At 64.8% G+C, this 9,517-nt stretch carries 13 protein-coding genes and 1 pseudogene; 12 read left to right on the top strand and 2 right to left on the bottom strand.

The features are described from left to right. The first annotated feature begins 159 nt into the window (after positions 1–159). Positions 160–468 (top strand): DUF736 domain-containing protein, encoded by a 309-nt coding sequence (locus tag ACDELDRAFT_RS15190; RefSeq protein WP_005798357.1) that lies wholly within the window; start codon positions 160–162, stop codon positions 466–468. Positions 469–1,134: 666 nt separating this feature from the next. Beyond that, complete coding sequence (locus ACDELDRAFT_RS15185) at positions 1,135–1,482, top strand: DUF2958 domain-containing protein (RefSeq protein WP_005798356.1); 348 nt, start codon at positions 1,135–1,137, stop codon at positions 1,480–1,482. Positions 1,483–1,578: 96 nt separating this feature from the next. Here the strand turns inward: ACDELDRAFT_RS15185 and ACDELDRAFT_RS15180 are convergent, their stop codons facing one another. Beyond that, on the bottom strand, positions 1,579–1,824 hold the full coding sequence (locus ACDELDRAFT_RS15180; RefSeq protein ID WP_040329419.1) for a helix-turn-helix domain-containing protein: 246 nt from the start codon (positions 1,822–1,824) through the stop codon (positions 1,579–1,581). Positions 1,825–2,017: 193 nt separating this feature from the next. Here ACDELDRAFT_RS15180 and ACDELDRAFT_RS15175 point away from each other — a divergent pair, with 193 nt between their 5' ends. From ACDELDRAFT_RS15175 to ACDELDRAFT_RS15135, 10 genes and pseudogenes are all read left to right on the top strand, one after another. Continuing rightward, positions 2,018–2,359: a DUF2958 domain-containing protein gene (locus ACDELDRAFT_RS15175; RefSeq protein ID WP_005798352.1), complete on the top strand. Its 342-nt coding sequence runs from the start codon at positions 2,018–2,020 to the stop codon at positions 2,357–2,359. Positions 2,360–2,469: 110 nt separating this feature from the next. Next, on the top strand, positions 2,470–2,715 hold the full coding sequence (locus ACDELDRAFT_RS25765) for a transcriptional regulator domain-containing protein (RefSeq protein ID WP_332375988.1): 246 nt from the start codon (positions 2,470–2,472) through the stop codon (positions 2,713–2,715). Beyond that, complete coding sequence (locus tag ACDELDRAFT_RS15170) at positions 2,696–3,271, top strand: DUF2285 domain-containing protein (protein WP_005798351.1); 576 nt, start codon at positions 2,696–2,698, stop codon at positions 3,269–3,271. Before ACDELDRAFT_RS25765 ends, ACDELDRAFT_RS15170 begins: the two co-directional genes overlap by 20 nt. 92 nt (positions 3,272–3,363) lie before the next feature. After that, positions 3,364–3,666: a helix-turn-helix transcriptional regulator gene (locus ACDELDRAFT_RS15165; protein WP_005798350.1), complete on the top strand. Its 303-nt coding sequence runs from the start codon at positions 3,364–3,366 to the stop codon at positions 3,664–3,666. A 5-nt stretch (positions 3,667–3,671) separates the two neighbouring features. Continuing rightward, positions 3,672–4,517 (top strand): annotated as a pseudogene (locus tag ACDELDRAFT_RS15160) (replication initiator protein A); the annotation flags it as partial. Between the two features lie 257 nt (positions 4,518–4,774). Then, complete coding sequence (parA, locus tag ACDELDRAFT_RS15155) at positions 4,775–5,479, top strand: ParA family partition ATPase (protein ID WP_005798347.1); 705 nt, start codon at positions 4,775–4,777, stop codon at positions 5,477–5,479. Continuing rightward, positions 5,476–5,739, top strand: a complete 264-nt coding sequence (locus tag ACDELDRAFT_RS15150; protein WP_005798346.1) for a hypothetical protein — start codon at positions 5,476–5,478, stop codon at positions 5,737–5,739. Before parA ends, ACDELDRAFT_RS15150 begins: the two co-directional genes overlap by 4 nt. Continuing rightward, positions 5,736–6,266 (top strand): DUF2840 domain-containing protein, encoded by a 531-nt coding sequence (locus ACDELDRAFT_RS15145; RefSeq protein ID WP_005798344.1) that lies wholly within the window; start codon positions 5,736–5,738, stop codon positions 6,264–6,266. Before ACDELDRAFT_RS15150 ends, ACDELDRAFT_RS15145 begins: the two co-directional genes overlap by 4 nt. Continuing rightward, positions 6,263–6,775 carry a S26 family signal peptidase gene (locus ACDELDRAFT_RS15140; protein ID WP_005798343.1) on the top strand — a complete coding sequence of 171 codons (513 nt, stop codon included), beginning with the start codon at positions 6,263–6,265 and terminating at the stop codon, positions 6,773–6,775. The genes ACDELDRAFT_RS15145 and ACDELDRAFT_RS15140 overlap by 4 nt, the downstream gene beginning before the upstream one ends. Before the next feature lie 454 nt (positions 6,776–7,229). After that, positions 7,230–9,182: a relaxase/mobilization nuclease and DUF3363 domain-containing protein gene (locus ACDELDRAFT_RS15135; RefSeq protein WP_005798340.1), complete on the top strand. Its 1,953-nt coding sequence runs from the start codon at positions 7,230–7,232 to the stop codon at positions 9,180–9,182. 26 nt (positions 9,183–9,208) lie between these two features. Here ACDELDRAFT_RS15135 and ACDELDRAFT_RS24660 read toward each other — a convergent pair. After that, positions 9,209–9,517 (bottom strand): winged helix-turn-helix transcriptional regulator (locus ACDELDRAFT_RS24660; RefSeq protein ID WP_198403254.1); only part of this gene is annotated, 309 nt, incomplete at its 5' end.

The following is a 9,517-nucleotide window of genomic DNA, read 5'->3' as shown; positions in this document are numbered from 1 at the left end:
GCGGATTCCTCGCGCGGCAAATTTCTCGGGTCTCCCGGTCCTTCGCTGCGCTGCGGCCCCTTGGCTTCGCTGCGGGATGTGGCGCGCCCGACCCTCACCCATCGGATCACGCCAAGGCCGCGATGGGCGCGACCTGGACAACCTCGAAAGGACTTCATCATGGCCAACATCGGCACCTTCACCGCACAGAACGGCAGCTACACCGGCACGGTTCGCACCCTGACGCTCAACGTCAAGGTCCGGCTCGTGCCCAGCGACAAGGCAAGCGAGAACGCCCCGGAATACCGCGTAGTCGCTGGCAACGGGCTGGAGATCGGCGCAGCGTGGAAGAAACTCAGCAAGGCGGAGCGCCCCTACCTGTCCGTGACCCTGGACGATCCATCCTTCCCTGCCACCCTCTATGCCCGCCTGGTCGAAGGCGAGGATGGTGCGCACAACCTGATCTGGTCGCGCAGCAAGGGCGACTGACGTCGCCTTCGGCGCCCCGCTGGAGCGGGGCGCTTTTGTCTCGTTGCTTTGGAGTGGAGGGCGGTGCGTGAGTTGTTTCGTTCGGCGGTAGTACGGAAATACGAGAAAGCGTTCATCCGTCTTTGAGGGTGGGCGTATTTTGGGATCTGTGGATTTGCTGCTTTGCGGTTTTCCGTAGATCCGTCGTGATGGGTCTACGGAATTGGTTTTTTGCGCAATGTGTCTTTGTGGCTTAACGGAGTTGTGCGTCTCCGGCCTGGCCGGACCGCGCTGGCGTGCTGTGCACCGAGCCACCGGAGGCGTCTCGTCCCTGCGGGCTTTCATCGCTGACGCCTTCGCCCCTGCGGTGGTGCGCGCTGTGCTTGCCTCCTGGGGATCGACCTGCGGCCCATCCCCGCCGCGCCGGGCTTGGCGCCCCCTTCGATACCGCCGAACCGGCTTGCCGGATCGGCAGGGAGGGCTGTGTCTCCGACGAACGGCTTGTTTGGTCGGGCGGGGCTGGCTTGCTGTTCCCTTCACCGTATCACGCCGTTCTCGTCGTCAAGGTCTGCGCGTGCGGTGCACGCTGGCGTCCTGGCGGCCGTCTGCGAACCCTGACGGCTGCGCTGCGCCGTGCTGCTTCCGGTCTCGGGCAATCCCGCCCTGATTCCTTCCAAGGAGAAGACCATGACGAAGCTCATCACGGACGAACAACGCGCGCAACTGCTGGCCAATGGCCGGCAGTCCCTCGAACAAGACAACTTCGACCCCGCTCCGGTGGTCAAGCTGTTCACCCCGGATGCCGGGGCGACCTGGCTGCTGACCGAGATGGACCCCGACGATCACGACCACGTGTTTGGGCTGTGTGACCTGGGTCTGGGCTATCCCGAGTTGGGCTGGGTCAGCCTGGCAGAACTTGCGACTGTGCGCGGCCGGCTGGGACTTCCAGTGGAACGGGACCTGTACTTCACTCCGCTGAAGCGGCTGAGTGTCTACGCGCGTGAGGCGGGTCTTGCGGGGCGGATTGTGGCGTAGCAGTCCCGGGCGCCGCTTTGGTGGTGCCCTTCACTGTGACATAGGCAGTCGCTTCAGTGCTTTGTTCGGGGCCGATGCGTTCGCTATGAGGAACAGCTAAATACCCGCAGTGGCTAAAAGGGTGGATGGGCGAACCTCGAGCGCCTCGGCGATCTTGCTCAGGTTGATCACTGCCACGTTGTGCTCGCCTCTCTCGATTCCACCCATATAGGACCTGTCAATGCCAGCGAGGTCCGCCAATGCTTCTTGAGAAATGTTGCGAGTGGCACGCGTACGTCTGATCGCATCGCCTATTGCGATGAGGATCGGGTCTTTTGCGAAAGACGGAGACGGTTTGGCCACAACCGTCACTGTCTCGGGTGACGGGAAATAACACCACGGGATAAGATACCCAGAAAGGAGTGCTACTGAAATCCACTGGTACTACAGGCCGGACGCAGGTGGCATGCGATGACGGCTACGGAAGCCCTTAAACGGAATACCCGGTGAAGTGTTTGCGTTCTGTACTAGGATGTAACTCTTAGATACGACCACAATGCCCTTTCTTACCAACGAACAGCAAAGCCAGATGTTGGCCAACGGCACTGCGCGTGCGCGTGGTGAGGCATTGGATCCCCTGCCGGTCGTCAAGCTCTACACGCTGGATGCTGGGGCCGTGTGGTTGCTGACGGAGTTGGATGCCGATGGAGACCGGGCTTTTGGGCTGTGCGATGCAGGCACTGGGAGTCCCGAGCTGGGGCATGTCAGCCTCTCTGCCCTTGAGGGTGTCCGGGGTCCACGAGGCATGCGCATCGTGGCGGATCCGCATTTCAAGCCACGCCAGACGCTCTTGGGCTACCTGGCCGACGCGCAGCGCGACGGTTCGATCAACGACTGATTGACACAGTCCTTTCAAGATCGCGCGGCGCGCGAGGTGACCTCGCCGAGATAGCGACGCTGTAACTTTCCCCCCTGTGGCAGGTTTCCCCTTTTTTGCTGGAGGATTCCGTGACCACACCCACCCCTGAAGATCTTCCCCATGCCCCGTGGGCTGTGTCCGCCGCCTATCTCTACGTCCTGGACCTTGACAACCCGGCTCTTGCCTGGGAGTACCTGCGACGTCATTCGGGCTATCGCTCGGATTGGGCTCGTCGCAAGCGCGCGGTGTCTTTTGCCCGCTGGGGGTTGCGATGTCGCCGAAGATCCCGAGCTGGACGGACGTGTCGCACACCCGGTGTGGCTATCGTCCTCTGACGGGCTGCTGCATGTGCGTGCCGACGTGCATGCGCACGGTGCGGCAACCCGCCGGTTCGATCTGTGGCGCATCCCCGGCCGAAAGCGCCTGGTGATGGACGGCCACGACCTGGCACTCACCGCAGATCTCAGCGCGCTGCGCATGCGCTTGTCGCTCTCCGGCACTCTGGAGGATGGTGGGGCCTATGTGGGCGCCGTGCCGCTGACTCCGGGGCTTCGCGGCCAGCTCGGCGGGTTCTATGGACACGCACAGGCCTTGGAAGGCCATGTGCCTCAGATCCCGTTTGTGCGGGCGGCCACCCGTGCCGCATTGCTGCACCTGCGCGCCCTGCAGGCGCTCGATGCTTCGACAGCCGGAGCCTCCCATCGCGACATTGCCCAGGCCCTGTTTGGCCTCGAAGCCGTCGTCCTGCGCTGGCACGAGGACAGCGAACTGCGCGCGCAGGTGCGCCACTTGCTGCGGCGTGCCGAATCTTTCATGAATGGCGGTTACCTGTCTCTGGCGGGTGTGCTGGATTCCGCTGCAAAGCCCCCCGGAGACGAACCGGTGCGCTGAATCTCTCCCTGCCTGGATCTGACCCGATTCCCGAGACTGCCTCCATCGGGCCGCGAATGGTTTGCGGCCCATCGACAGCGATGGAGTCCGTCATGGCCGTTGGCAGTTCTTTTCCGTTTCGTGCAGCTGCATTGGCTGCGCCGCAGTCCTCTGCGGGTACTGTCCCCGCAGCTTCTGCGAATCCTGAGTTCCTGACCACCGAAGAAGCGGGCGCCTTCCTGCGGCTCTCGCCGCGCACCTTGGAGAAGCAGCGCGTTCTGGGTGGGGGGCCGCGCTTTCGGAAGTTCGGTGCGCGGGTGGTCTATGCGGCCACCGACCTGCGTGCCTGGGCCGATGGCCGTGCCTATGGCATGACTTCGGATCCCGGCTACGTGCAGCGCGACTCCGTTCGTTGATCAGATTGGAGGAGGGAGCCCCACCGATGTCGAAGCGCCCGAATGAACGCGAGCAGCTTTCGCTGTTCCGTGCGCTGCCGGGCAGCGACATGGCGCTGCGCGACGCGCAGGACCTGATGGCCTATCCGTTCTTCTCGCTCGGTAAGTCGCCGCGCATTGTGCCGATCCGATTTGAAGCGGGGGGAATTTCTCTCACGGTGGAGGGGGTGCCCGAGCATGGCATTGCCACCATTTGGGACGCCGACGTGCTGATCTGGGCGGCGAGCCAGATCATCCAGGCCAAGAAGGAAGGCATTGCGCCTTCGCGCCTGATGGTGGCCACACCCTACGAGATTCTGCGTTTTGCACAGCGGGGCACCGGCCGCAGTGACTACCTGGCACTGCGCGCCGCGTTGGACCGCCTGCAGTCCACCACCGTCGCCACGACGTTGCGCCAGCGCGAGCGACCGAACGGTGCAATGCGCGTGCACCGCTTCTCCTGGATCAACGAGTGGAAGGAGTATGTCCAGCCCGGGGGGCGTTCCGACGGCATCGAACTCATTCTGGCCGACTGGTTCTTCACCGGTGTGATGGATGAAGGGCTGGTACTCACGCTCGATCCGACGTATTTCCGGCTTTCCGGTGGCATTGAGCGTTGGCTGTACCGGCTGGTCCGCAAGCACGGTGGTCGGCAACAGGCGGGATGGCGCTTCGACATGCGCCACCTGCACCTGAAGTCGGGAAGCCTGCAGCGCCCCTCCGACTTTGCCATCCAGGTGCGCCACCTGGCACAGCGCCAGGCGTTGCCGGGCTACTGGCTGTCCATTGAGCGCAGTGGCGGTATCGAGTGGTTGGCCTTCCTGCCCGACCCGGACAACCGACCCCGGAGCGACTTGTCCACAGATCCTGTTGATGAACCTGTGGATGGTTTGGGGATGGGCTCGGTGGATCGCCCGCACGACCGTCGGGGGATCACCCGCACGGGTATCGGTGGATCGCCCGCACCGATCGACCGGAAATCCACGCCCAGCAACGGTTTTGGCACTCCCTAAACATCTAAAGGGATACATAAATGGAAGTCACGCGCGCGCGAACAGAGGCTGCTCAAAATTTGGGCAATGGTTCTGCGATGGCAAATCAGGCAGGCCCAGAACCCCAAAACCTTTCACCAGGAAAGCAGGGCACCCGTCCTGGCAAGGTCATCGCCCTGCTCAACCAGAAGGGTGGGGCAGGGAAGACCACGCTCGCCACACACTTGGCGGGCGAGCTGGCCCTGCAAGGCAACCGCGTGACGCTGCTCGATGCCGATCCGCAGGGCTCCGCCCTCGACTGGGCGCAACGGAGGCTCCAGAGCGGCCAGGAGAGGCTGTACGGTGTGTTCGGCCTGGCCCGGGACTCATTGCACCAGGAAGCGCCGCAAATCGCCTTGCAGGCGGATTTCGTGGTCATTGACGGGCCGCCCCGGGTCGCAGCGCTTGCGCGCTCCGCGCTGCTGGCTGCCGACCTGGTGCTGATCCCGGTGCAGCCCAGCGCCTACGACGTGTGGGCCAGCCATGAGATGGTGCAGCTCATCACGGAGGCCCGGGTGTTCCGGCCGCAGCTGCGTGCGGCCTTTGTGATCAACCGGCGCGTGGTCGGCACGGTGATCGGGCGCGAAGCGCGTGCGGCGCTCGCGGACCAGCCTTTCGCCGCACTGGAGACTGAAGTCGCGCAGCGCATCGTGTTCGCCGACAGCGTGGCCGCTGGGCGGCTGGCATGCGAAGTGGCGCCGCAGTGCGCGGCCGCACGTGAGGTCGTGGCGCTCACGCAGGCCGTGCAGGAAGTGCTGCGATGACGGCACTTCCTCCAGCAGTGACGCCGCACCGGGTGCCGATCGGACGCAGGCCCGGGGCAGATCCTGCATCAACCTGGGTGCGGCAGGCGGACGCGCCTGAGATACCGGCCAAGGCCTCCATCTACACCGCGCGGCTCACCATCGATGTGACACCGGCGCTGCGCGGGCGCATCAAGGTCGTGGCGTTCCGGCGTGGCATCACAGCTGCGGACATGCTGCGCGAGTTGTTGGAGCGCGAGTATCCGGAGGACGGGGCATGAAGGGGCCGGTATCCCATCTGGCGCCAGCCGTCCGGCAGACTCCGCTGCAGGCGATGGTGCCGCCGAGGCCGACCCGCATGCGCGTTTCGCTCGCTTTCGTCGAAGATCGGGTGAACGTCTGGTTGCGGTTTGGGCAGCCGACGGCGGAGATTGTCCTGGACCGTTGGCGGCGCGTGGCCATGTTCATGCCGGATACCGTTTGCTGTCGCGTGAAGTGGATCGGCAACATCTATGGAACGGTGCTCTGGCAGCTCCTGGTGATGCAGGCGCCGACGCCTTTCGAAGACGCGCAGCACGTAGCGGGTGTGCTGCCGGGCGCGCGCATACTGCTGCGTGCCGATGGCGAGATGCAGGTCAAGGTGGTGCTTGCGGCCATTGATGCCATTGAGGTACTGGGCATAAACCCCTGCACCGTTGCCGCCACCTACTGGCGCACAGTGGGCAACCGATTGGCTGCGCGCCAACCGCTGCCGGTGTATACGGCCGAGCGGCATGCGGCGCACCTTGCGCGCGAGGCGCTGCGATGAATCGCCGTGTGCTCTTGGCTTGCATAGGAATCGGCGTCGCTGCGCTGTGTGCGCCAGCGGTAGTGCAACTCCGCGCACAGTTGGTCTACAACCCGAGCAACAGCGTGCCTCGCGGCTGGTACCGCATTGGCTCGCCCGACTCGCTGCAAGTTGGCGGCATCGTGCTGGTCCAGCTTCCGGCTGATGTGGCAGCTTGTGCGGCACGGCGCGGATACCTGCCTGCGGGCGTTCCTTTGCTCAAGCGGATTGGTGCTGTGGCGCCGCAGTCGGTGTGCGTGGGGGAGGGGGCTGTGCGCATCGATGGCGTGCTTGTTGCGGCGGTGCTGGCGCAGGACGGCGCGCACCGGCCGATGCAGTCATGGGTACGGTGTCGAGCGCTTGCAGATGGCGAACTTTTTCTGCTCAGCAATGTCCATCCGGCGTCGTTCGATAGCCGCTACTTCGGTCCTGTCGATGCATCAGCGGTGATCGGTCGCGCGCATCCGTTGTGGACCTGGGGTACGCCGTGAACGGTGCTACTTCTCGCGTCTGCACAAATTGTATGGTGCGTCCACGTCAGGTGCGGGTCTGCACTCAGCCTGCACTGCGAGCGTGCTCAGTGCCACGCAGCCGATGCTGCCGAATTGCACCGACGCACGTGCGTTGGTTGAATACCACCGTGCAGGATTTTTGCCACCAGCGTGCAGCGCCTGCTGCTCCTTCGCTGCCTTTGGGGCAGCGCTTCGCACTCGCTGCGTGGCTGGCGGCGGGTCGGAGCCGGGAGCGGATGCGGGAGGCGAAGACTGAGGGCAAGATAAAAGGTCGCGGCACTTCGTTGTGCGGAAAGCCTGTCTGCACGTGGGGGTGGCGCGGCACGCGCCAGGGAGCAGCGGCGTGCCGCCAGAGTGCGCAATTCCGCATCGGCATTGGCGAAGGCGCGTGCTTCGCCCGCCCGGCTACCCTGGGCTTGGATGGAGGCGCCGCATGAGCAATAGCGACAACGACCGTTTCCGCGTGCGGCCTGGTGCTCCGAAGCAGCGCGGCTATGCCTTCATCAACCAGGTGCTGCGCCAAGCTAGCAAGGCCGGCACCAGGCTCGGCAAGGCAGCCGGCAAAGCTGGCCAGCGGCCCGGTTCTAGGTTAGGGCGCGGCCACGTCGCAGCCCGCTTCGCCGGGGCCTCACTCGCGCCCAACGCCCGGCGCGTGACGATCAAGGCACGCCTGGTCCATCTGGCCAAGGCCGGGTCGCGCTCGTCCGCTACGCATCTGCGGTACATCGAGCGCGAGGGCGTCGATCGTCAGGGCGGGGCAGGGCACGCCTATGGCCCGGCAACCGATGTGGCGGATACCTCCGCGTTCGAGGAGCGCGGGCGCGAGGATCGGCACCAGTTCCGCTTCATCGTCTCGCCGGAGGACGCCGAACAGCTTGATGACCTGCGGACCTACACCCGGCACCTGATGGCGCGCATGGAAGCTGACCTGGGAACCCGGCTGGACTGGGTGGCGGTGGACCACTGGAACACCGACAACCCGCATACCCACGTCGTGCTGCGCGGCAAGGACGACACCGGCAAAGACCTCATCATCTCCCGCGACTACATCGCGGAAGGGATGCGCCGCCGCGCCGCTGAACTGGCGACCGAGTGGTTGGGGCCGCGCACCGAACTGGAGATCCAACGCGCCATGCAGCGTGAAGTCGATCAGGAGCGGTGGACGGGCCTGGACCGCACCTTGCAGCGTGAGGCCAAGGACGGCCTGGTGCTGCCGGAGACGCCGGCGGCACCCCGACTGCAACGGCAGCGGCAAATGCTGATCGGCCGCCTGCAGCACTTGCAGCGCATGGGCCTTGCGACCGAGCAGCAGCCCGGCGTGTGGGCTATTCACACGGAGGCTGAGCCGAACCTGCGGGCTATGGGCGAGCGCGGCGACATCATCCGCACCATGCAGCGCGCCATGAGCGGCAAGCAGCGTGAGTTAGCCGTGTTCCAGCCTGGCGAGGATGGTCGCACTCTCGTCGGCCGCGTGGCCGGCAAGGGCCTGGCCGATGAGCTCAATGACAAGGGCTACCTGATCGTCGATGGCATCGACGGCAAGGCGCACTACGTCGCGTTGCCGCCGCGGTCGGAACTGGAACGGTACCCGACCGGCGCCGTGGTGGAGGTGAGAGGCTCGACCGAGGTCCGAATGGCCGACCGGAACATCGCCGAGCTGTCGGTGGGCGGAATCTATCGCACAGTCCATCACCTTGCGCTCGCCCAAGGCCAGGTCACGCCCGACCGTGACCCGAGCGAGGCGGTGGCAGCACACGTCCGGAGGCTCGAAGCCTTGCGGCGCGCCGGCATCGTGGAGCGCGTGGCCGAAGGTGTCTGGCGCGTCCCCGATGACCTGGCCGAACGGGGGCGGCAGTACGACGCACAGCGGCTGGGCGGCGTGGTGGTGGAGCTGAAATCGCACCTGCCCATTGAGCGGCAGGCCCGCGTGATCGGAGCGACCTGGTTGGATCAGCAGTTGATCGGCAGTTGCAAGGGGTTGGGTGACCTGGGCTTTGGCGGTGAGGTCAGGAGTGCGCTGCAACAGCGTGCGGATTTTCTGATCGAACAGGGGCTCGCCGAGCGGCGTGGACAGCAGGTAATCCTGGTGCGCAATCTGCTGGGCACGCTGCGCAATCGAGAGCTGGCGCGAGCTGCCGAGGGCCTTGCCGCCGAAACCTGTCTGGAGCATCGGCCTGTGGCGGAGGGGCTGCGCGTGGTCGGAATCTATCGGCGTGACGTGATGCTCACCAGCGGCCGCTACGCGATGCTCGATGATGGTATGGGCTTCTCGCTGGTGCCATGGAAGCCAGTCATCGAACAGCGGCTAGGGCAACAGCTCACCGCGACGGTACGTGGTGGGGGAGCGTATTGGGACCTTCGGCAGCAGCGGGGAGTCGGCATTTGATTGCAAGGCTCACGCTGTGAGTTGCCCTAGATGGTCTCCGCCGACTCTACATCCTCGTTCGTTGCCCGCGCGGCCTCAATGACTGGAAGGTTCGCCTGAGCCCACGAAGCAAGCGCACTCAACGGTTCGATGAGTGAGCGGCCAACATGAGTGAGTTGATATTCGACCTTGGGTGGCATTGTCGGATAGACGGTTCGTTTTGCCAAGCCGTCCCCTCGAGTTCCTGGAACGTTCGGTGCAACGTAGCCAAGCAGATGCACGCGCGGCACCGATACAACACTGCTACTTATGACTGCTGATTCAATCAGCTGACATTCATTGCCGTAAGCGACCAG

Origin of the sequence: Acidovorax delafieldii 2AN (assembly GCF_000175235.1) — a bacterium.
GTDB lineage: Bacteria > Pseudomonadota > Gammaproteobacteria > Burkholderiales > Burkholderiaceae_C > Acidovorax > Acidovorax delafieldii_B.
The sequence above is the reverse complement of the archived record's forward strand: the minus strand, read 5'-3'. Positions and strand labels throughout refer to the sequence as shown.

Coding starts and splice junctions, on each gene's coding strand:
- parA (WP_005798347.1), top strand. CDS start 4,775: ATGGCAAATCAGGCAGGCCCAGAACCCCAAAACCTTTCACCAGGAAAG.
- ACDELDRAFT_RS15175 (WP_005798352.1), top strand. CDS start 2,018: ATGCCCTTTCTTACCAACGAACAGCAAAGCCAGATGTTGGCCAACGGC.
- ACDELDRAFT_RS15135 (WP_005798340.1), top strand. CDS start 7,230: ATGAGCAATAGCGACAACGACCGTTTCCGCGTGCGGCCTGGTGCTCCG.
- ACDELDRAFT_RS15145 (WP_005798344.1), top strand. CDS start 5,736: ATGAAGGGGCCGGTATCCCATCTGGCGCCAGCCGTCCGGCAGACTCCG.
- ACDELDRAFT_RS15185 (WP_005798356.1), top strand. CDS start 1,135: ATGACGAAGCTCATCACGGACGAACAACGCGCGCAACTGCTGGCCAAT.
- ACDELDRAFT_RS15190 (WP_005798357.1), top strand. CDS start 160: ATGGCCAACATCGGCACCTTCACCGCACAGAACGGCAGCTACACCGGC.
- ACDELDRAFT_RS15140 (WP_005798343.1), top strand. CDS start 6,263: ATGAATCGCCGTGTGCTCTTGGCTTGCATAGGAATCGGCGTCGCTGCG.
- ACDELDRAFT_RS15150 (WP_005798346.1), top strand. CDS start 5,476: ATGACGGCACTTCCTCCAGCAGTGACGCCGCACCGGGTGCCGATCGGA.
- ACDELDRAFT_RS15165 (WP_005798350.1), top strand. CDS start 3,364: ATGGCCGTTGGCAGTTCTTTTCCGTTTCGTGCAGCTGCATTGGCTGCG.